General features: G+C 46.8%; 18 protein-coding genes. 8 read left to right on the top strand and 10 right to left on the bottom strand.

From position 1 onward, the window contains the following. Positions 1 to 126: 126 nt before the first annotated feature. The 4 genes from A1SC_RS01620 to A1SC_RS01635 are packed head-to-tail and all read right to left on the bottom strand — an operon-like array spanning position 127 to position 4,590. Positions 127 to 1,545, bottom strand: a complete 1,419-nt coding sequence (locus A1SC_RS01620; protein WP_016262963.1) for a YlbE family protein — start codon at positions 1,543 to 1,545, stop codon at positions 127 to 129. Next, complete coding sequence (gene fdrA, locus A1SC_RS01625; RefSeq protein WP_016262962.1) at positions 1,545 to 3,092, bottom strand: acyl-CoA synthetase FdrA; 1,548 nt, start codon at positions 3,090 to 3,092, stop codon at positions 1,545 to 1,547. Before fdrA ends, A1SC_RS01620 begins: the two co-directional genes overlap by 1 nt. Beyond that, on the bottom strand, positions 3,082 to 3,945 hold the full coding sequence (locus A1SC_RS01630) for an oxamate carbamoyltransferase subunit AllH family protein (RefSeq protein WP_001515821.1): 864 nt from the start codon (positions 3,943 to 3,945) through the stop codon (positions 3,082 to 3,084). The genes fdrA and A1SC_RS01630 overlap by 11 nt, the downstream gene beginning before the upstream one ends. Before the next feature lie 39 nt (positions 3,946 to 3,984). Beyond that, positions 3,985 to 4,590: an ankyrin repeat domain-containing protein gene (locus A1SC_RS01635; RefSeq protein ID WP_000023625.1), complete on the bottom strand. Its 606-nt coding sequence runs from the start codon at positions 4,588 to 4,590 to the stop codon at positions 3,985 to 3,987. 257 nt (positions 4,591 to 4,847) lie between these two features. Here A1SC_RS01635 and A1SC_RS01640 point away from each other — a divergent pair, with 257 nt between their 5' ends. Together A1SC_RS01640 and A1SC_RS01645 are read left to right on the top strand one after the other, a co-directional pair. Next, the gene (locus A1SC_RS01640; protein WP_001515819.1) at positions 4,848 to 5,345 is read left to right on the top strand and encodes a DUF1097 domain-containing protein; all 498 of its coding nucleotides are present in this window, start codon (positions 4,848 to 4,850) and stop codon (positions 5,343 to 5,345) included. Between the two features lie 91 nt (positions 5,346 to 5,436). After that, positions 5,437 to 6,369, top strand: coding sequence for a LysR substrate-binding domain-containing protein (locus A1SC_RS01645; RefSeq protein ID WP_001084382.1), 933 nt, complete (start codon positions 5,437 to 5,439; stop codon positions 6,367 to 6,369). Between the two features lie 41 nt (positions 6,370 to 6,410). Here A1SC_RS01645 and pdeL read toward each other — a convergent pair whose 3' ends face one another. The 4 genes from pdeL to A1SC_RS01665 all read right to left on the bottom strand — a co-directional run bounded on the left by pdeL (position 6,411) and on the right by A1SC_RS01665 (position 11,340). Next, positions 6,411 to 7,499 (bottom strand): DNA-binding transcriptional activator/c-di-GMP phosphodiesterase PdeL, encoded by a 1,089-nt coding sequence (pdeL, locus tag A1SC_RS01650; protein WP_010377096.1) that lies wholly within the window; start codon positions 7,497 to 7,499, stop codon positions 6,411 to 6,413. A gap of 995 nt (positions 7,500 to 8,494) precedes the next feature. Then, the gene (locus A1SC_RS01655) at positions 8,495 to 9,190 is read right to left on the bottom strand and encodes a LutC/YkgG family protein (protein ID WP_000370394.1); all 696 of its coding nucleotides are present in this window, start codon (positions 9,188 to 9,190) and stop codon (positions 8,495 to 8,497) included. Further along, positions 9,183 to 10,610 carry a LutB/LldF family L-lactate oxidation iron-sulfur protein gene (locus A1SC_RS01660; RefSeq protein WP_000023937.1) on the bottom strand — a complete coding sequence of 476 codons (1,428 nt, stop codon included), beginning with the start codon at positions 10,608 to 10,610 and terminating at the stop codon, positions 9,183 to 9,185. Before A1SC_RS01660 ends, A1SC_RS01655 begins: the two co-directional genes overlap by 8 nt. A 10-nt stretch (positions 10,611 to 10,620) precedes the next feature. Then, positions 10,621 to 11,340 carry a (Fe-S)-binding protein gene (locus A1SC_RS01665; protein ID WP_016262961.1) on the bottom strand — a complete coding sequence of 240 codons (720 nt, stop codon included), beginning with the start codon at positions 11,338 to 11,340 and terminating at the stop codon, positions 10,621 to 10,623. A 493-nt stretch (positions 11,341 to 11,833) separates the two neighbouring features. On the opposite strand from A1SC_RS01665, the gene A1SC_RS01670 reads away from it, so the two are divergent. After that, positions 11,834 to 13,387, top strand: coding sequence for an L-lactate permease (locus A1SC_RS01670; RefSeq protein WP_024214660.1), 1,554 nt, complete (start codon positions 11,834 to 11,836; stop codon positions 13,385 to 13,387). Positions 13,388 to 13,555: 168 nt separating this feature from the next. Here A1SC_RS01670 and rclR read toward each other — a convergent pair whose 3' ends face one another. Then, entirely contained in the window at positions 13,556 to 14,419 is an 864-nt protein-coding gene (gene rclR / locus A1SC_RS01675; RefSeq protein WP_000339576.1) for a reactive chlorine-specific transcriptional regulator RclR, read from the bottom strand. A gap of 225 nt (positions 14,420 to 14,644) precedes the next feature. Between rclR and rclA the strand changes: the two genes are divergently transcribed. From rclA to rclC, 3 genes are all read left to right on the top strand, one after another. Further along, entirely contained in the window at positions 14,645 to 15,970 is a 1,326-nt protein-coding gene (gene rclA, locus A1SC_RS01680) for a reactive chlorine resistance oxidoreductase RclA (RefSeq protein ID WP_016262959.1), read from the top strand. A 108-nt stretch (positions 15,971 to 16,078) separates the two neighbouring features. After that, on the top strand, positions 16,079 to 16,315 hold the full coding sequence (gene rclB / locus A1SC_RS0122580) for a reactive chlorine resistance periplasmic protein RclB (protein ID WP_000475158.1): 237 nt from the start codon (positions 16,079 to 16,081) through the stop codon (positions 16,313 to 16,315). Between the two features lie 11 nt (positions 16,316 to 16,326). Beyond that, a complete protein-coding gene (rclC, locus tag A1SC_RS01685; protein ID WP_016262958.1) occupies positions 16,327 to 16,914 on the top strand; it encodes a reactive chlorine resistance membrane protein RclC in 588 nt (195 codons plus the stop codon). Between the two features lie 242 nt (positions 16,915 to 17,156). Here rclC and A1SC_RS01690 read toward each other — a convergent pair whose 3' ends face one another. Beyond that, the gene (locus tag A1SC_RS01690; RefSeq protein ID WP_370567165.1) at positions 17,157 to 18,182 is read right to left on the bottom strand and encodes an alpha/beta hydrolase; all 1,026 of its coding nucleotides are present in this window, start codon (positions 18,180 to 18,182) and stop codon (positions 17,157 to 17,159) included. Positions 18,183 to 18,586: 404 nt separating this feature from the next. On the opposite strand from A1SC_RS01690, the gene A1SC_RS01695 reads away from it, so the two are divergent. Both A1SC_RS01695 and A1SC_RS01700 read left to right on the top strand, forming a co-directional pair. Next, on the top strand, positions 18,587 to 19,519 hold the full coding sequence (locus tag A1SC_RS01695) for an AEC family transporter (RefSeq protein ID WP_001515811.1): 933 nt from the start codon (positions 18,587 to 18,589) through the stop codon (positions 19,517 to 19,519). Between the two features lie 47 nt (positions 19,520 to 19,566). Beyond that, positions 19,567 to 20,700: an alpha/beta hydrolase gene (locus A1SC_RS01700; protein ID WP_016262957.1), complete on the top strand. Its 1,134-nt coding sequence runs from the start codon at positions 19,567 to 19,569 to the stop codon at positions 20,698 to 20,700. Positions 20,701 to 20,738 lie beyond the last annotated feature (38 nt).

Below are 20,738 nucleotides of genomic sequence, written 5' to 3'. Positions count from 1 at the left end.
CGCCGCATCCGGCAATGGTGACAAATGCCTGATGCGACGCTCGCGCGTCTTATCAGGCCTACAGATTCTTGCACCATTCGTAGGCCGGATAAGGCGTTCTCGCCGCATCCGGCATAAACATGTAAGTCAAACGCCGTAACGTTCGCACCAGCCAAGAATGGCTTTCTCGAAGCAGGCGAATGGTGGATGCACAATGCCCGCGCCAATCATGCCGACGCCTGCATCTTTATGAGCGATGGCGGTGTTGATCACCGGCAGAATGCCGCTGCTACCCACACGGGTGATGTCGATAGCCGATGGCACGCCCATAAAACCCAGCAGCGGAATGGTGACGTTAGGGTTTTCACCGAGGGTGATTTCACGCATCTGACGGGAGAAATCGATAGCCTCTTCCACCGTGCCGCCCACCAGCGCGACGATTGCAGGTGCGGTCGCCATAGCAAATCCACCAATGCCATAAGTTTCGGTAATAGCACTGTCTCCAATATCCAGCCCCGAATCTTCCGGCTTATAACCGGCAAACATCGGCCCGATGACCTGCTGCGCCGGGCCGGTAAACCATTGCCCCGGTAATCCGCTGACCCGCAGGCCGAACTCGACGCCGTTACGCGCCATCGTGGTCACTACGGTGCTGTATTCAATGCCGTGCGCCGCATCCATCGCCGCTTTACACATTGCCATCCACGTCGGGCCGGAGAAATAATCGCTGCTGGCGACAAACTCAAACACTTCGCGCTGTTGTTCGACGGAATAGCCTGCCTGAATAATCCCCGGCGTCAGCGCCTGAATCAGCAGAGTCGTCCCGGCGTTATTGCGGTTATGGCACTCATCGCCCATATGCAGCGCTTGCGCCAGCATTAAGCGCAGATCGATCTCACCGATAATTTTCATCGCGTCGCGCAGCATTGGCCCCTGCACATCGCGCATCCAGTTGAGGCGGTCAATCACGCTCTGGTCGTTAGCGCCCATACGCAAAATCTTCGCCATCTGCTCGCTCATGTTGGTGTAAGCGATGTTGCCGTAGGTTTTGTTTTTCACGATGTGCATAAACATCGAGGCAGAGGTAACGCCCGCCATCGATCCCACACAGTCGTGTTCGTGGCACGGCGAGAAAGTGATCTCCCCGGAAGCCGCCAGTTCAGCCGCCTCATCGAGATCTTTCGCCAGCCCTTCAAACACCAGCGCACCGGTGACCGCACCTTTCATCGCGCCGCACATTTTTTCCCAGGTAACCGGCGGCCCAGCGTGAAGAATGGTTTTCGCCGTCATGCCCGGCACCACGTTAATCGCCTGATCAAAACCAATCAGCACCGGATGCGACTGGGTAATGCGCTCCAGCGCCTGCTGGTTAGCGGCAGCGATTTTGTCCGCCAGCGGCGAATCAGCAATGTTGTCCAGCGCCTGCACCACCTGCATATTGCCCTGCCCCGGCGGCGTCCAGTCGAGCTGGGTCACGTCTACATGCTGCTTTTTCAGATCATCGCTAAACATGGCGATGCCGACGTTAATAACGTTCAACGGTTGGCTAAACAGTGACTGGCTCATCAGGCTTCCTCCCCTTTGCAGATAAATTCACGCGCCAGCAATCCGGTATTGGTGCTGCTGCTGGCCAGAATTACCCCGGCATCAAGCAGCATCTGGCTCTGTTGTGCTAACGATGGCGTATCAAGATCGGTGCCCAGTACATAGGCGAGAATGATCAACTCACGGCCTTCGGCTGCAGCGATCGCTTTCGCTTCTTTGATCGCATCGAGGGTGGAGCCGACCGGATCTTCATGCGATCCAAATCCGAGCACGAAATCCATCACGATCACCGCCACTTCTGGATCGCGCGCTTCTTCGATCAAGCGACTGATACGGTTGGTCGGGTCAATCATCGGGTGCGGCTTGCCGTTGGTGAAGTCGTCATCGCCAAAGTCGAGGAAGGTGTGTTTGATGCTGCGGTTGATATCTTGCAGGCGGAATTCCGGATCGGGCTGGATGTTGCTATAAACATCGCCATGTTTTTCCATCAACGCGAACATGGTTTCGTCACACAGCGTGCCGCCGCAGAACAGTCCACGAATGTATTTCTGTTGTGGTTGCAGACGCGCACGGACATCAGCAATCAACGGCTGGTTCAAGGTATGCAGGTCGAGATGTTCTTGTTTCACGCCGGAGAGCATTACCGCTTTCAGCGCCGCCTCTTTGCTGCCGCGGGCAAACTGTAGCCCCTGCTCATCCACTGGTGTTTCACCACGACCGAGGAAGCAAACCACCACCGGCTTGCGGCAGGCGCGCGCACGTTCCAGCACTTTGCGAGCCACCGCAGGCGCAGGCGGTTTGGAGATCAGTGCGATGATTTCAGTTTGCGGATCGTTTTCCAGCATTCCTATGGCATCGAGCATCATCAGACCGCCAATTTTCTCGCTCAGGTCGCGCCCACCGGTGCCGATCAGTTGCGAAACGCCGCCGCCAAATTCATGGATACGGACGCTCAGTTCCTGGCTGCCGGTGCCGGATGCACCAACAATACCGATGTTGCCGCGACGCACGGCGTTACCAAAACAGAGCGCCGCGCCGTTGATAATCGCCGTGCCGCAGTCCGGCCCCATCATCAACAGCCCTTTTTCGTGAGCGAGTTGCTTGAGCGCCAGTTCATCTTCAACTGAGACGTTATCGGAGAACAGCATCACGTTGAGGTCGTTTTGCAGCGCCTGACGCGCTTCGCGCGCGGCAAACAGGCCATTGACAGAAATCACTGCCAGGTTACTTTCCGGGATATGCTTTTTGGCGCTGGCAAGGGTGGCGTAACGCGCCTCATGCGAGCCGCTTTGCGCTTTGCTGTTGAACAGTTCTTCAATCTCCGCCAGCAACTGCTCGTTGTCTGCGTCTGGTTTGCCGTTGATGACAATCATCAGGTCGCCGTTTTTGGCCTGTTCCAGCTCCGGCGTCAGCAGCCCTAAATTTTTCAACACGCCTTTGTTCATTTCGGTCGCCATCGCCACAAATGCCTGCTCGACGCCGTCGAGTTTATTTGCGCGCGTGGAGATGGACATCAGCGAGACAGAATCAAAATAGGTATTCGGTTTAATGACTATTTTAACTGACATAATTCCCTCCGTAGGTTTGGCTCAGCGCACAACCATCGGCCATGCCATACAGCATGTCGCAGCCGGAACTGGAGCCAATATGTTTAATCTTTTCTATTGCCTGAGTTGAGTTCCCAGGGACGCTATAAATAATGTCGTAAATAAAATAATGAATATTTTCCCGACAACGTTGTTGCAATGCCGCTTCTAACGTTATGGCACTTAATAACGTAGTGTTATTTCTGCCGCATTGCAGGCCGCGATAAAATTCCCCTTTGTATTTTTCTGCCGGATGTCCGGAAATAAATAAAACAAGCGCCAGACCTGTTAAATAATCATCGGCTGAAGGTGTCAGACCAATCCCTAACCCCATCATGTTAGCGACCGCTGATGCGATATTTTGTTTATCGCTTAATGCCTGAATTACACGACGTCTTTTAATCTGTAACTCTTTATTTAACGCCTGATAAAACGGATTATCACCGCAATAATTAAACAGGGTTTCATTTTCCCCCAGATGCTGATGAATAATGTCGTGCCACTGTTGCCAGGCGATAAAGTGGAAATTCTCAGTGGTCAATTGCAGTGCTGGAGACAGCCAACGCTGGCAACGACGCTTATCTATATGAATATGTTGACCAACCGTAATCCCGTGATCGTCAAACTGAACCTTATCGCCATGACGGAACAGACCATCAAAGTGAGTGAGTGCCAACCGACAACTATTTGGCGCATTGTCGTACTCTTCACAAAGTAGCGTCAGCAACTGTTGGTGAGCCGGGAGTGCAATGTTTACCGCTCTGGCAAAGACCTGTTCAACCTGACCTTCTCCCCGCTGCGCCAGAAAATCCGCATCCGCAGTTAGCGCCCACACACACCGTCTTTCTGGTGTGTCGATAGCAAGCCTCCCGGTTTATGCGCCTGCGGCAATCAGCAACTGCGCAATCTCTTCAAAACCGCGCTCACGCGCCAGTTCCAGCGGTGTTTTGCCATATTTATCCGTCAGATGCGGGCTGGCACCGTGTTCCAGTAATAACTGGACAATCGCCTGTTGTTTAATCCCGCCATCATTAAGCACAATCGCTTCCAGTAGCGGCGTCCAGCCAACATGATTGGTCTGGTTGACGTTAATATCCGTATGCGTCAAAAGCTCTTTCACAATACTTAAATGGCCTTTTTCACAGGCTGGCGTCAGGCCGACACCGCCAAAACGGGTGACGCAATTAAGATCGGGTTTAGCCGGTAAAATAATTCGTAACAGCGTTAAATCATCGTTCAGGCAACTCATTAAAAAAGGATTTAAGCAGGTATGATCTTGTTTGTTAATATCTGCACCGGCATCAATTAACGCCTGCACACATGCATATTGCTGATATAAACTTGCCAGCGTAATTGCCGTTTTCCCCTGGCGATCGCAGGTATTAATATCGACACCCAGCGCAAGGCAGGTTTTTAATTTATCGATATCACCTTGTAGGGCAGCCAATAAATAGTCGGCAGGTAGATTTTTTATACTCATTCACATTCCCCTGGTTTTTGTGGCTGTTTTCGATGAATTGAGAATAGCAACGAAACTCAACCAAAAGAACCCGCTTAAATTTAATCCGCTGTATTCCGTCTTTTTGTTGAATGATGCTCAACAATCTTTTAGCAGTGTGCGCCAGTGCAATATTTATCTTTTTCTCCCCATACCCTTTCACTCAATCAGGTTTTATTTCTCTATAGTCTGCATATGTATTAACAGCTTCCGTCCACGTCTAACCAGAGGAGAACAAGATGAACGGACTCACTGCAACGGGTATTACCGTCGGTATTTGTGCAGGGCTTTGGCAGTTAGTGTCTTCACATGTCGGGCTTTCTCAAGGATGGGATTTATTAGGAACAACAGGCTTCGTCGCCTTTTGCAGTTTTTATGCCGCAGGCGGCGGTAAATCGGGGTTTATTAAGAGTCTGGCAGTCAATTATTCCGGGATGGTGTGGGCATTTTTCGCTGCACTGGCTTCCGGCTGGCTGGCCTCTGTGAGTGGGCTTTCCGGATTCTGGGCAAGCGTGATTACCACCATTCCCTTCTCGGCGGTGGTGGTCTGGCAAGGGCGTTTCTGGTTACTGTCATTCATTCCCGGTGGATTTCTTGGCATGACGCTGTTTTTTGCCAGCGGGATGAACTGGACAGTAACGCTACTGGGTTTTCTGGCGGGTAATTGCGTGGGGATAATTTCAGAATATAGCGGACAAAAATTAAGCGAAGCGACAACCAAAAGCGGCGGGTGTTAAAAGTTATTCAAAAATGATTATCTATCTTTAATAGATACCTCTACAGTCATGGCTGGAGAAATTCATATTAGAAAATGGCGGGAATGGTTTAATGAACTCAATTTTTACCGAAGAAAATCTGCTGGCGTTTACTACCGCTGCACGTTTTGGCAGCTTCAGTAAAGCCGCAGAAGAGTTGGGTTTAACGACTTCCGCCATTAGCTACACCATCAAGCGAATGGAAACGGGGTTAGATGTGGTGCTGTTTACCCGCAACACCCGCAGCATTGAGCTAACGGAATCCGGGCGCTATTTTTTCCGCAAGGCCACCGACCTGCTGAATGATTTTCACGCTATTAAACGCAGTATCGATACTATTTCGCAAGGCATAGAAGCGCGGGTACGCATTTGTATTAATCAGCTACTTTATACACCCAAACACACCGCACGCTTATTGCAGGTACTGAAAAAGCAATTTCCCACCTGCCAGATTACCGTCACCACCGAAGTGTATAACGGTGTCTGGGACGCGATTATCAATAACCAGGCGAATATCGCCATTGGCGCGCCCGATACGCTACTGGACGGTGGCGGTATTGATTACACCGAGATTGGTGCGATTCGCTGGGCCTTTGCCATCGCCCCGGCTCATCCGTTAGCCTTCATGCCGGAGCCAATCGCTGAAAGTCAGTTACGTCTCTATCCCAATATCATGGTGGAAGACACCGCACATACGATTAATAAAAAAGTGGGTTGGTTGCTACACGGTCAGGAATCGATTCTGGTGCCAGATTTCAACACCAAATGTCAGTGCCAGATTCTGGGCGAAGGGATTGGTTTTTTGCCGGATTACATGGTTCGCGAAGCGATGGCGCAATCACTGCTGGTTACCCGCCAAATTCATAACCCGCGCCAGGATTCGCGCATGTTACTGGCAACCCAGCACTCCGCAACGGGTCAGGTGACGCAGTGGATTAAAAAACAATTCGCGCCAAATGGCATATTAACAAGGATCTATCAGGATTTACTGCATCGGGAGAATTAATACCCGGCACTCTCCCGATGCACTCTGAACTGCGGCTTATATCAACCACCCGCTTTCATTACCCATTCAGAGATAAATTTATCACCCGGTACTGGCGGGGAGAACAAATAGCCCTGCAAAAAGTGAACGCCTTTGCCGATCATTAAATCCGCCTGCTCCTGAGTTTCAACCCCTTCCGCCACAATATTAAGACCAGGCTTACGTGCCAGTTCGACAATATTATCCACAATATGGCCGGAGATTTCGTCCACACTGGCCATTTGCACAAACGACTTATCGATCTTAATAAAATCGACCGGGAACGCCTGCAAGTAACGATAGGTCGCATAACCAGTACCAAAATCGTCCAGAGCAAATGTGATGTTATGGCGATGCAGGCTGTCAAAAATCGCTCTGGCTTCTGGCGTTACCGGAATTGGGTTACGTTCCGTCAACTCGAGAACCAGTTTGATTTTATCGTTGCCTAATTTCTTAACCAGGTTCAGACACTCCTTTTCAAACCCGGATGCCAGGAAACAACCCGCGGACACGTTAATACCAATATGGAAATTATCCGGCAGCAAATGTTTTACTGGTGCCAGAATATCCGCGGTTTGTTTCATCAACTGACGGGTCATTATCACAATCAAGCCGGATGATTCCGCCAGAGGAATAAACTGATCCGGAGGAATAATTCCCGTTTGCGGATGCTCCCAGCGAACCAGCACTTCACAGCCAGTCAGTACCCCTGTCTGTGCGCAGAAAACAGGTTGGATCCACGGTTTGAATTCATGGTTTTCCAGCGCCAGACTGATTGCCTCAGGTGTGACAATATGGTGATAGTGGTTGTCAGAGATATATCTGTGACTGTTATTACCACTGGCGGATATGATCTCCGGATTGTACTGGAAGAAAATATCGCGCCAGAAAGTAATATCGCTTTGGATCCCCAGTTTCTCAAAGAGCTGTTTCTTTTGATGTGAAATTGTCTTTGCGCTGCGATTTCTATATTGTGATATTTCTGTAACCGACATCCCCTGCATCAGCAGCTTGAGTAGCAGTCGCTCTTTCTCGGATACGTTACCGGGCAATGACAAATGAACCGTTGTACCGAACTCTTGCAGAAAAACACGAAAATCACATGAATCCATGAACACACCTTTTATCTTTTATCGCTGTTCAGTATGAGTTACTACTGGTGGATTCCCGAGCACGCATAAGGGGTAACCATAAACATCAACAATGCCGTATCGATAACAACAAACATCACTATCAATCAGTTTATCGTTACCTCTAATGTTTGCTCAATAATGTTTACGCTAAATACCTCAGAAATGTAATCACAAGTGAATCTCAGTAGATAATAACGCAAGTTTAATATTAAAAGCCAACAATCTCAGTCACGCATTTGGGGTACTATAGAAGTAGTTCGACTATTTCTATATTTATAATTTACCACTAAGTACTGACCTTCATTCACGAGCGAAGGCGCATTATATGAATTTAACAATCCAAATCAACTTAAAATATCCCAACTGATATGAACATGGCGTCAACATCCGATTACAAAATGAGTAAAGATGTGTCTTAAACACACAAATTATTCATACTATGCACATACTTTCATAGCATCAACTTTAAGGCTGAATCCATTCAGCTTATATTGAAATATTAATAAGAGATTAAGAATGAATAATATTTAAAACATCCAATAAAATATCATACACAGACAATTAAACCTTAATTAACATGTAGTTACAATAATTCTGACGCATTAACTCCACACGCCTTGCATGAATAAGACCCCAATTCGAATATGTAATTACAATTACCTCAAATAAGAATAAACTTATTGAACAATGGTTTCGACCCGGTGGTGATTTTGGGCATCAATGTTTCTTTTTATGTTTTTATTATTCACTGTCTGGCAGACCATCAGTCTAAACTAATGGCTTCGCTGTATAGATATAACCTCTGCGAGAGGATACACGATTATCTACAACGGTGATGATGCGCTAAAGGTATAAGAAAGTGCGCCATATACAGGACATGGCGCAGACTTGTGTCCCACTGTGTAAATCGGTAATAGCGGTATAGTCGCTGTCTTTCTTGCTACTGAATAGCAGAATGGCTATCAATATTTCTCTCAGCAATCCTCAATAATCAGGTATACCGCTTTCACCGGGCCATGAACCCCAACGACTTTGATAAGCTCAATGTCCGCTGTTGAACTGGGGCCACTGATGATGTTAATGCAGGATGGCATACGTTCACCGGCCTGCGCTTTCTGATGCAATTTTTCTGCAAGTTGTGCCACTCGCGGCAAGATGGTGCTTTTACGCAGAATAAAAATAGAGGACTCCGGTAGCAGGCTCAACGAACGCCCGCGCTCGGCAGCGGAAAAAAGTACCACGCCTCCCGACTCTGTTAAGCCATATTCAGCATACACAACGCCAACTTTCGCCTGCTCCGCCTGAGAGATATTCTCTACACCTTTCGCCGGGTCCCAAACAATGGCATTGCATTCCTGCTGTAAACGTTCGCTGATCCCCAGTTCCTCCAGTCGCGAGTCACCGCTAATCACAACAGACTGATCTCCCAACTCTTTACACAGGCGTAATGCGGCTTCTGCAGCCTGCGCCTCGCTGGTCAGTTCACAACGCGTCAACATGACATCGCTGGCAAACTGGATGAACGCATCACAGCGCTGCTGCTGATTAAGTTCAGTAAGCCGCTCGTTAGCATAGTTGTTAAGCGGCACATCTTCTGCTTGCGGTTCGAGTCGCAACGGGCGACCCAGAGCCTGAGCAATGTTGTTCAAAAATTCGCTACGATTATCCATTCTTTTTCTCCTGCGCCTGATGTTTCTTAAACCAGCTACGGAAACTCTCGCCGTCAGCTTCAGGAAGATCGCGTGCTTCCATCCAGTCACTAATCGCGCCAATCCTGAGCGGTGTTTTGCCGCCATTGATAAACCAGCTCGCCGCATGAGCGCCTGCCATCATTCCGACTTTCCACAATCCCGGATGACTATTGGCATAAGCGAACATTTTTATCGCTCGTTGCTCTGCTTTTGCTGTGATCCCTTTTTCAGCCATCACCCGACGATGACGCAAAATCAGTTTCGACAGAGGAATACGTACCGGACAAACGCTGTCACAGGCTGTACATAAAGAACAGGCGTAGGGGAGATCTTTAAAATCTTTATAGCCGCCAAGCAGTGGCGAAATCACTGCGCCGATTGGCCCTGGGTAAATAGAACCATATCCGTGGCCGCCAATATGGCGATATGCCGGACAAGTATTCATACAGGCCCCGCAGCGAATACAACGCAGCACATCCCGAAATTCAGAGGCCAGCACCTCAGAGCGCCCGTTGTCGACAATAACCAGATGAAACTCTTCAGGGCCATCAACGTGTCCGGCTTCGCGCGGCCCTGTCAGCCAGGTGTTGTATCCCGTCAAACGCGCGCCAACAGCACTGCGCGCCAGCATGGTAATCAATACATCAACCTCGGCAAAAGTGGGGGCAATACGCTCCATCCCCATTACCGCAATGTGCGTTTTAGGTAACGTGGTACACATCCGCGCATTGCCTTCATTGGTCACCAGGCATACCGAACCCGTCTCTGCCACCGCGAAATTACAGCCGGTAATACCGATTTCAGCACTGAGGAAATCTTCGCGGATTTTTTGCCGGATGAATAAGGTCATTGCTTCAGGCGTTTCCGGGCCGTCATAGCCCAGGCATTCATGTAGCACCCGGCGGATCTGGTGGCGATCTTTATGGATAGCCGGAACCACGACATGAGATGGCGGATCTTGATCCAACTGGAGAATATATTCACCCAAATCAGTTTCAATCACCTGAATGCCCGCATCCTGCAACACATGGTTGACACCAATCTCTTCGGTCACCATTGATTTGGACTTCACCACCTTCCGCGCGTTTTTACGTTGGGCAACCTGTAAAATATAGCGGGTAGCGTCTTCTTTGGTTTTTGCGAAATAGACGTGGCCGCCGTTTTGCGTCACTTTTTCTGAGAGCTGGTACAGATAAGCGTCAAGATTACTCAGAACATGATCACGAATCTGGGCGGCACGATCACGCCACTCCTCCCAGTGCCCTAATTCATCAACCATTTTTTGCCGATTTGCACCAATACGCTGCTGCGCGTTTGCCACCGCTTTGCGCATGATCGGATCTTCAATTTGCTGACGGATGCGTGTTTTAAATTCTGTATTACTGGTTTTGATCGACATCTTTATATCCTCAGCGACTCATCAGCACTTCAGCAATATGCATCACTTTGACTTTCTGCCCTTCCCGTTGTAACCGCCCACTAATGTTCAGCAGGCAACTCACGTCAGCACCAATGAGATACTCAGGACGAACCTCCATCAGATGTGAAACCTTTTCTTTCACCATCTCGCCGGATATTTCGGCCATTTTGACCGAGAATGTGCCGCCAAATCCGCAGCAGGTGTCCTGTTCGGCAAAGGACAACAACTCCAGCCCGCGCACATTTTTCAGGAGCGTAAGTGGCTCATCCTTCACCCCCAACTTACGGGCCAGACTGCAAGACGGGTGATACACTGCCCTCCCTTGCAAGCTGGCTCCTACATCAACTACCCCTAATTTATTAACAATAAAAGAGGTGAGATCCTGCATACGCGCAGCGACCTTTTCGGCACGTAATGCCCATTCAGGCTCCTCAGCCAGATAGGTCGGGTAACTTTTTACGGCATAGGTGCAGGAACCGGCAGGAGAAATAATGGGATCGTCGTTTTCCTCCAGTGCGGCGATCAGATTTTTCATCCCTGGAATCGCTTCTTTGATATAACCACTATTGATCGCTGGCTGACCGCAGCATCCCTGTTTCTCCGGGAAATTTACGTGACAGCCGAGCTTTTCCAGTAGCAACACGGAGTCTCGTGCCATCCTTGATTTCAGTGCATCACCAATACAGGTAACAAAGAAATTTACATTCACAACCAATACTCCATTACTTCATTTCTGTTTATGCCCGATGGCAACCACCCCTTATGGGTTATCAATCATCAACAAAAATAGGGGCTCTTTTTTAATCAGGTAGCAAAATACAATTTCAAACTCATTTGTATGACAAAACAGATAATCCGTCATTCAATTCCGGGATGCAATAACTAATTTTATTTCTTTCGGCATCGCTCACATTTTTATAATGACACACACTATCAACACGGGATCATGAATTTGATTTAAGAAGGCAATAAAGTTCATAACCATGAACTCCAATACCTATTTTTAGCTACTCATTTTGGGGCTGTGAAAATATACACTCATTGTTTTATACGTCGAGTAATCAACAATAAACATACAATCATCAACAGCCATAATTTTATTTTACTGAAGCGATTCAGTTTGCATTTTTTATTTTTACAATGAGATAGCCTTCTTCGGAAAAATATATAAACAAGGTCAAGCAATATAGTTGGAAATAGAAATGCACGGATATTTAATGTTTGCTATAGCACTCTCACCTTTGCTCCTTATGGTATTTCTGATTCTGAAACTGAAGATGCCTATCCATTATTCAGTTCTGATATCACTGGCATTCACTGCTGTTTTATCTGTCCTGTTCTGGGACATGCCAGTACAAAATCTTAAAGCCTCCGTGAGTTATGGCGCACTCAAAGGGTTATGGCCGATAGTGATTGTGATCCTCGGCGCGATATTCAGTTATAACGTGATGCAGGCAACCAAAGCGCTGAATATTCTCCGCGATATTCTCGCCAGTATTAGCGAAGATAAGCGTATCCAGGTACTCCTTATTTCGTGGTGTTTTGGTGGTTTTCTTGAAGCTGCCGCCGGTTACGGTACAGCGGTCGCAATCCCTATCGGTATCCTCATCGCGCTGGGATTCAACCCACTGAAAGCCGCAATTGCTTCACTGGTTGCTAATACCGTACCTACAGCGTTTGGGGCAGTGGGTATTCCAGTTTCGATTCTGGCCGAACAGGTTAACCTGTCGGTTTACACCTTAGGTGGCACAATTATTCTGCAATTGGCGATTTTTAATCTCCTGCTGCCCTTTGTCATTATTGGTATTATTGGCGGCGGTGTGAAAGCAATTCGCGGCGTATTCCTTATCACGCTGCTATGTGGCATTGCGACACTTGTTCCGCAGTATTTTGTTGCCATACATCTCGGTGCCGAATTACCCGCTTTTGCTGGCAGCCTGGTTAGCCTTTTCACTGTCGCAATTGCCAGCCGTTTACGCAAAAGAGACGTAGATCCCGAGTGGCGTATTGAAGCCAGCCATACCCGTGAAATGGCACCACGCTCAGTAAAGGTGCTGTTTCGGGTCGGCTCTATTTACCTGTTCATTTTTATCTTTATTCTGTTGTGCTCACCGTTATTCCCAACGATAAAGGCGGCAGCATCTCAGTTAGCTTCAGCACTGCATTTTTCACTGGTCGATGGTGGAACATTGGTGTTAAAAATCGAATGGCTCACGACGCCAGGAATGCTGATTATCTTTGCGACTATTCTCGGCGGTTTTATTCAGGGGGCTTCAGCACGCGGTATGCTGGAAGTTTTTGTCAAAACCGTGCTCCAACTTAAAAATTCTATTATTGCAATTATGGCTATTGTCGCTATGGCAACAGTTATGGATCTCAGCGGCATTATTTCTACGCTGGCACAGTCAATTGTCGACCTCACAGGAAGTTCATATGTCTTCCTCGCCCCGGTCATTGGTGCTCTGGGTACTTTCGTCACTGGTAGCGACACTAACTCGAATATTTTGTTTGGCAAACTGCAAACTATTGCAGCCAGTAAGTTACATATCGATCCCAACTGGCTGGCGGCGGCAAATACCTCCGGTGCAACGGGAGGAAAAATGATTTCGCCACAAAGTATCGCCATTGCCGTTTCAGCCACGAAAATGGAAGGACAGGCTAATCAAATAATGTCTGGCACCATGAAATATTGCTGTGCCTACATCGCGATACTTGGCTTAAAAGTTGGCCTCTTTTATTTCTGGTTTATGCGATAATATGCTTTTATATTTGTCAGAACACAAATAAAGGCTAAGTAACAGAAATCTTATCTCCAGAATGCCAGGATGTTCTTTATATCTTCCAGAACATCCTGCTGTTTTCCTCCACTACGCTAAGTATGACAGACTCTATTTTTATGCCCGGTAATCTTATTCATACTTAGCTTACAAGATAACCTCCTGAAGTTGTCTGACTCTTTCCCGATATTCTCCCGGAGTACAAGCAAACTCCCGGACAAAAGCCTTGTGAAAAGATGATTCACTGGCATAGCCTACCGACTCAGCAATCACCACAACAGGGAGCGTTTCCCGGGAAAACATCTGGGCCGCTATTTGTAGGCGTAACTTTGTTAATACAGCCAGTGGCGTAGTTCCGGAAACATCACGGAAAAGTTGGGCAAAACTTGCCCTGGACATGTGAGCGATGCTGGCCAGTGATTCGACGGTCCAGGCGTGTCCGGGCATTTCCAGCATTTGCTGGATCACCGCACCAAGACGCGGATGCAGTAGCAAACTGAGAATGTTTTTCTCTGTATTAGCCTGTGCAATCCATTCACGTACCGCGAGTGTAAATAGTGTCGCGCAGACCTGGCTACACAGTGCATCCGCTCCCGGCATTGCCGATCTGGATTCCTGTTGTAAAAAAGGAATCGCTTCCCTCAGCCAGTGAAATTCCACACTGTCGCTTTCCGGTGCCAAAACCAGCACTTCCGGCAAAGAGGTTAAAAAATAACGCGCCGAACGTTGCAGTCGAAGAGTGCCGCAGACAATACAGGTCGATTCATTTTCGACGTGACTCAGGCGATGCGCTGAATTGTGTGGTAACAGAACCACACTCCCTGAGCGTAACGTAAAGGTCTGCCCCGTCGGTATTTCCAGTTTCGCCGCACCTTGTGTTAGCGCATGCCAACGAATAACCGACAGTTCTCCTGCGCCATGTGGAAGCTGCCAGTCGCTTCCTAACTCGCAATTTTTATCGATCGTTCCTTGTGGAGCGTTAAGCATCAACAAACGGCTAAGGGCATCCATATCAGACTCCTGAGTGGTTATTGATTACAGATAGCAGCAATCTTATATAAGCATTAATCTAATATCATCAATTAGTTAATCATCATCGTCATATTGTGACCCTGATTAAAAAACAACAAACACAAGACGATAAGACAAAATTTTAAGCGTTGTGAAGAAATATTATTTTTGCCTTTACGTCTATAGTCATTATGTCAAATGAATACGTTTCGACAGGAAATTATCATGAATAAATATCAGGCAGTTATTATTGGTTTTGGTAAGGCAGGAAAAACATTAGCCGTCACGCTGGCTAAAGCGGGTTGGCGTGTGGCCCTCATCGAACAATCGAACGCAATGTATGGCGGGACTTGTATTAATATCGGCTGCATCCCGACCAAGACGTTGGTTCATGATGCACAACAGCACGTAGATTTTGCCAGTGCCATGCAGCGTAAAGATGAGGTCGTCAGTTTATTACGCGATAAGAATTTCCATAATCTTGCAGATATGACCAATATCGACGTGATCGACGGACAAGCGGAGTTTATCGATAACCATATTCTGCGCATTCATCGACCTGAGGGAAATCTGGAGATTAGTGGCGAGAAAATTTTTATTAATACCGGTGCGCAAACCGTGATTCCGCCAATTCCTGGAATAACCACAACGCCTGGCGTCTATGACAGTACCGGATTACTGAATCTGAAGGAATTACCCGAGCATTTAGGTATTTTGGGCGGGGGATATATTGGCGTTGAGTTCGCCTCTATGTTCGCCAATTTTGGCAGTAAGGTTACTATTTTCGAAGCCGCACCTCTGTTTTTGCCTCGTGAGGATCGGGATATTGCTGATAATATCGCGACTATTTTACGCGAACAGGGCGTCGATATTATCCTCAATGCCCATGTGGAGCGAATCAGCCACGATGAAAATAAAGTGCAAGTGCATACCGGGCACGCCCAACTGGCGGTGAATGCATTGTTAATAGCTTCCGGCCGTCAACCGGCTACTGCTTCGTTAAAGCCAGGAAATGCCTGTGTCGCGGTAAACGAGCGCGGAGCAATTGTCGTTGACAAGCAATTACATACCACAGCGGACAATATTTGGGCGATGGGAGATGTTACCGGCGGGCTACAGTTTACCTATATTTCACTGGATGACTTCCGCATCGTGCGCGATGAGTTACTGGGAGAAGGCAAACGTAGCACAGACGATCGGAAAAATGTGCCTTATTCCGTATTCATGACTCCACCGCTGTCCCGGGTTGGTATAACGGAAGAGCAGGCCAGGGAAAGCGGCGCGGATATTCAGGTGGCAACATTACCTGTAACAGCAATTCCGCGCGCCAGAGTGATGAACGATACCCGTGGGGTATTAAAAGCGATTGTCGATAATAAAACCCAACGCATATTAGGGGCATCACTGCTGTGTGTTGATTCCCACGAGATGATCAATATAGTGAAAATGGTGATGGATGCCGGACTGCCTTATAGCGTATTACGCGATCAGATTTTTACTCACCCGTCGATGAGCGAATCGCTCAATGATCTATTTTCATTAGTCAAATAACCCAAAAATCAGACGCCAGGACAAATATTCTGGCGTCTCAGAGAAAAGCATTTTATTAGCTTTTGCTTATTCTATAACTTCTTAATCACTTCATTGATGGTATTTTATATGTTTAAAAAAACTGTTTTATTTGCAACGCTATTATCTGGCGTTATGGCTTTTTCCACCAATGCAGATGACAAAATAGTTCTGAAACATGTCAGCGTCTCGTCAATATCAGCCTCACCAACAGTTCTGGAGGATGCCATTGCCGATATTGCCAGAAAATACGATGCTTCATCATGGAAAGTCACCTCAATGCGAATTGATAATAACTCAACCGCAACGGCAGTATTGTATAAATAAGGATGTTTACAATGGAAAAATACCTGCACCTGTTAAGTCGGGGGGATAAAGTTGGCCTGACATTGATTCGACTGAGCATTGCGATTGTTTTTATGTGGATTGGGTTATTAAAGTTTGTCCCTTACGAGGCAGACAGCATTACACCATTCGTCGCGAACAGTCCGTTAATGTCGTTCTTCTATGAACATCCGGAAGACTACAAACAGTATCTGACTCACGAAGGCGAATACAAGCCAGAAGCCCGGGCATGGCAAATTACCAATAATACCTATGGTTTTTCCAATGGCCTTGGCGTCGCGGAGGTGATGATTGCGCTACTGGTTTTGGCTAACCCTGTTAACCGGTGGTTGGGTTTATTGGGAGGACTGATGTCATTTGCCACACCTCTGGTAACACTCTCATTTTTAATCACCACACCTGAAGCCTGGGTGCCCGCACTGGGGGATGCTCATCATGGTTTTCCTTATTTATCCGGTGCCGGTCGTCTGGTGTTGAAGGATACCCTGATGCTGGCTGGCGCAGTCATGATAATGGCCGATTCAGCACGGGATATCCTCAACCAACGAAGTCATGAATCATGTTCAGATTTTAAAGTTTAAATTCTTATAATCAGAACAGAATTTGTTTCTCATTATTCAGGCGTCAGTCTTCTCTTTGTACAGGCGAGGCTGACGCTTTTTGATGCTCAATGTTTCTTTGTTGAGTATATAAACTTCCTGATATAAAGCATCGACATTATTCACATTAGCCTGTATTGGAAAATTCAGTACCTGTGTCCTTATTCCCAGCGACGAAGAGTGCGCGAATGCTCCCCAGCCTGCTGGAGAGCATCGGAGGTTAATTAAATATTCTTATCAAAGAAAACGTCTAATTTTTGCGTCGCCTGGTCAACGTATTCAGGCACCCAATAGGTCTCAATATGGGTAGCGCCATCGATCAGGAAGAGTTCTTTGTTTTTCGTACCTGTGGCTTTAGCGAATGCATCTTCAGTCATGTACAACGTATCCGCTTTTGTACCGGCAATCATCAGCAGTGGTTGATTGATGAGATCGATATGGTCTGTCACGTCAAAGCTCATCAGATCCAGCAAACTGCTTGTGGTGTATTTAAACGTTGAATTTGGATGTGCGTGCGTTTTCCAGTAATACTCATAGCCCTGTCGGTACAAAGCAAATGGCAATTTAGCGATCTGTTCATCAGTCAGGTTGGCATCACCGGAGTAAAGCACTTCACCTCCGGCTGCTTCCTGAGCGCGTGCGTCAGAAGCCTGCTGGAGCCGCTGCTGGATAGTATCCAACTGTGAATTCTGAAAACCATTACGCCGCACAAGACCTGAATTAAACATGCTGATGGTGGCAATCGATTTGAAGCGTTTATCCGTCTCAGCGGCAACAAGTGAATAGCCGCCTCCTCCACAAATCCCCAGCAAGCCAATACGGGTGCTATCAACACCGGGATACTGACTGATGAAGTCAGCCATGCCGTGGATATCTTCAATACGATTTGCGGGCTTGTCTACGTTACGCGGCAGACCTCCGCTGGCCCCCTGATAAGCAGCATCGGCGGCGATGGTAATATATCCGTGTTCTGCCAGGCGTTGGGCATATAACCCGGCAACCTGCTCTTTTACGCCACCATTAGGGTGAGCCACCACGATTGCCGGATATTTTTTCGCTGGATCATAGTTAGCCGGTGTATACACATTTGCTGCAATTTGAATGCCATGGAGATCATATTTCACCGGATGGATATTGACCTTACCTGCGACATTCTCGGTGATAGCCCCGTCATAAACGAGAGTAAATGGGTTCTTTTTGTAATCTGCTGCATTGGCTGAGGTGATACCGACTACCGCCGTCATCAGCATTGCACTTAAAAGAGTCAATTTCATGGTTTCTCCCGATAAAAATGCGTGTTCATAAGGTAAGCGAGATGGAACATTCAGACACAGGGTAGAGAGAAAAAACTGTCAGCATCATGACCGCTAAATAACATTTTTGTCAGGAAACACCCCTGATAATCGCGTTTTCTGTTGTCGGTGGTTGAAATGAGAGAACGCAGACCCTTTCCCTGACCTGATTTATGAATCAGGCTGATTAACCCTATCGGTAAAGCTCTCTCAAATGCACATAAATATGTTGCTATACTCAACCTGACTTAAGCGGTTGTGATATACCCCGTATAAAATAAGTCACTTATAACAGTTCAACAAATAAAATTCACAGCTTCCGGGTTAATAATTATTATATATACCATGGCAAGGATATTAATATGGCGACACTTGAGCAACTTATCATTTTCTTTCTTCTTATTGGCGTTGGCGTTATAGCTCGTAAAGTGGGAGTCATTACACCAGGAAACACTCCCCAACTCACATCTCTTGTTTTTAACTTTGCGATGCCAGCCATTATACTTTCCGGAATAACCACTGACCAACCACATATTTCCGGAAAAGAACTTTCCATCGTGCTTGCATCTGCATTTACTGCGCTTATTTTACTGATTATTTGCAGCCGTATACTGGCAAGAGTTTTACGATATGAAAGAGAATATCATGGTGTGGTTACTGTTATGACAACATTTACCAATATTTCCATGATGGGGATCCCAATGATATATTCATTGTATGGCGCTGAAGCCATGATTTATATCACTGTGTTTTTACTCCCATATAACTTATTATTCTTTTCATATGGCTATTACTGCATGAAAGACCAGAGTGGAAATGCTGAAGCGCTTAGCTTGAGAAATATGTTAAACGTCATCAACCCAGGGATTATTGCCTGTATCCTTGCTTTGATTTTATATATTTCAAATATACACATTCCTTACGTCATTGCACAACCAATCAAAATGCTGGGCGCAATAACTGGCCCGGTTTCAATGCTACTGATTGGCTCATTCCTGTTAGACATCGAATGGAAATCTGTTTTTAAGGATGTAAAAGTATGGGTATTCACTTTTTTTAAAATGGTCATTATTCCGCTTGTCATTATATTAATAATGAAGTTATTCATTACAAATGGGCTATTACTGGGTGTCCTGCTGGCTGCGGTAGCGACACCGGCTGGTGCCGGAACTCCCTTATTAGCTCAGATGTTAAATAAAAAAGTTTATCCGTTAGCTCTTAAAGGTGCAACGTTAACCACACTGGTGTCACTTATTACGATGCCTCTCGTAGCAATGATGACAGGTATTGGATAATACCTGGAGCACTATTTGAAGCCATAATAAAATATCAGAGATAATATATGAGCCATAAAACTTCCTTCAAAAAAACGGTCGGTAATGTTTTGTTGTCCGGACTGATATTTTCTGTTTCTGGTTGCGCAATGCACAACATTCAGAGCCAAAGTGCAGAACCGCATATTGTATTACAAACCCAGGGAAGCTTTACTGTAGGTGGTACAACGGTAAAACATTCAGGCACATTTTCAGAACAAAATTTTCTGTCTCCTGATGGTCAGACAGCTTATGGCGATCATGCTTACGTCTTCTACCAAATTCCGGTAAATACACATAAATATCCTCTGGTCTTCCAGCATGGCGGGGCACAAACCAAAAGAACATGGGAAAGTACACCAGATGGACGCGATGGATTCCAGAATATTTTCCTGAAAAAAAACTATAGTGTTTATCTCGTTGACCAACCCCGTATGGGTGAAGCCGGTTTATCAACCAAAGATGATACGGGTAAAAATCCCTGGGCGGGCAATCCTATGTATGCCGACAAGACATTTTTTCTGTTGTCCCGTGTTGGCAATGAACAGGGCGTATTTAAAAATTCGCAGTTTCCTGACAATCCTGAAAGTATTGAAGCATTCCAGCGTTCCTGGAATCCCTACTCAGGAGAACTTGATAATGAGCTGAATGCGAAAACACTTGCTCAGTTATTTGAAAAAATTGGCCAGGGTATTTTAATCACTCACTCGATGGGCGGCACTATTGGCTGGAGAACCCCCTTTTATACCGACAATGTAAAAGCTATTGTTGCTTATGAGCCAGGTGGAACACCATTTATCTTCCCGGAAAATGAGATGCCATCCCCGGTGAAAACCACATTTGCCCCCTTGAGTGCTTCCGCGATGGGAGTTCCCATGAACGAGTTTCTCAAACTCACGCGGATCCCAATCGTTATTTATTATGGCGATTTTATTGCTGAAAAACCGGATACGGCCGTTGGCCCGGATAAATGGAGAAGTGAATATGAAATGGCAAAGCAATTTGTTATGACCATCAACCGTCACGGTGGAGATGCTACCCTTGTCCATCTCCCTGATATTGGCATCAAAGGCAATTCTCATTTCCTGATGGCGGAAAAGAATAATCAGGAGATTGCCGGGATAATGGCATCGTGGTTACACGATAAAGGACTCGATAAATAAACCAGTGCCCTAAAATCATTAATGGAGCGGGATAAATA

It is taken from the genome of Escherichia sp. KTE52, from assembly GCF_000408325.1.
In the GTDB taxonomy this organism is placed as follows: domain Bacteria; phylum Pseudomonadota; class Gammaproteobacteria; order Enterobacterales; family Enterobacteriaceae; genus Escherichia; species Escherichia marmotae.
Note: the sequence above shows the minus strand (reverse complement) of the source record. Positions and strands in the feature narration are given on the sequence as shown.

Coding starts and splice junctions, on each gene's coding strand:
- A1SC_RS01620 (WP_016262963.1), bottom strand. CDS start 1,545: ATGAGCCAGTCACTGTTTAGCCAACCGTTGAACGTTATTAACGTCGGC.
- fdrA (WP_016262962.1), bottom strand. CDS start 3,092: ATGTCAGTTAAAATAGTCATTAAACCGAATACCTATTTTGATTCTGTC.
- A1SC_RS01635 (WP_000023625.1), bottom strand. CDS start 4,590: ATGAGTATAAAAAATCTACCTGCCGACTATTTATTGGCTGCCCTACAA.
- A1SC_RS01640 (WP_001515819.1), top strand. CDS start 4,848: ATGAACGGACTCACTGCAACGGGTATTACCGTCGGTATTTGTGCAGGG.
- A1SC_RS01645 (WP_001084382.1), top strand. CDS start 5,437: ATGAACTCAATTTTTACCGAAGAAAATCTGCTGGCGTTTACTACCGCT.
- pdeL (WP_010377096.1), bottom strand. CDS start 7,499: ATGGATTCATGTGATTTTCGTGTTTTTCTGCAAGAGTTCGGTACAACG.
- A1SC_RS01655 (WP_000370394.1), bottom strand. CDS start 9,190: ATGGATAATCGTAGCGAATTTTTGAACAACATTGCTCAGGCTCTGGGT.
- A1SC_RS01660 (WP_000023937.1), bottom strand. CDS start 10,610: ATGTCGATCAAAACCAGTAATACAGAATTTAAAACACGCATCCGTCAG.
- A1SC_RS01670 (WP_024214660.1), top strand. CDS start 11,834: ATGCACGGATATTTAATGTTTGCTATAGCACTCTCACCTTTGCTCCTT.
- rclR (WP_000339576.1), bottom strand. CDS start 14,419: ATGGATGCCCTTAGCCGTTTGTTGATGCTTAACGCTCCACAAGGAACG.
- rclA (WP_016262959.1), top strand. CDS start 14,645: ATGAATAAATATCAGGCAGTTATTATTGGTTTTGGTAAGGCAGGAAAA.
- rclB (WP_000475158.1), top strand. CDS start 16,079: ATGTTTAAAAAAACTGTTTTATTTGCAACGCTATTATCTGGCGTTATG.
- rclC (WP_016262958.1), top strand. CDS start 16,327: ATGGAAAAATACCTGCACCTGTTAAGTCGGGGGGATAAAGTTGGCCTG.
- A1SC_RS01690 (WP_370567165.1), bottom strand. CDS start 18,182: ATGCTGATGACGGCGGTAGTCGGTATCACCTCAGCCAATGCAGCAGAT.
- A1SC_RS01695 (WP_001515811.1), top strand. CDS start 18,587: ATGGCGACACTTGAGCAACTTATCATTTTCTTTCTTCTTATTGGCGTT.
- A1SC_RS01700 (WP_016262957.1), top strand. CDS start 19,567: ATGAGCCATAAAACTTCCTTCAAAAAAACGGTCGGTAATGTTTTGTTG.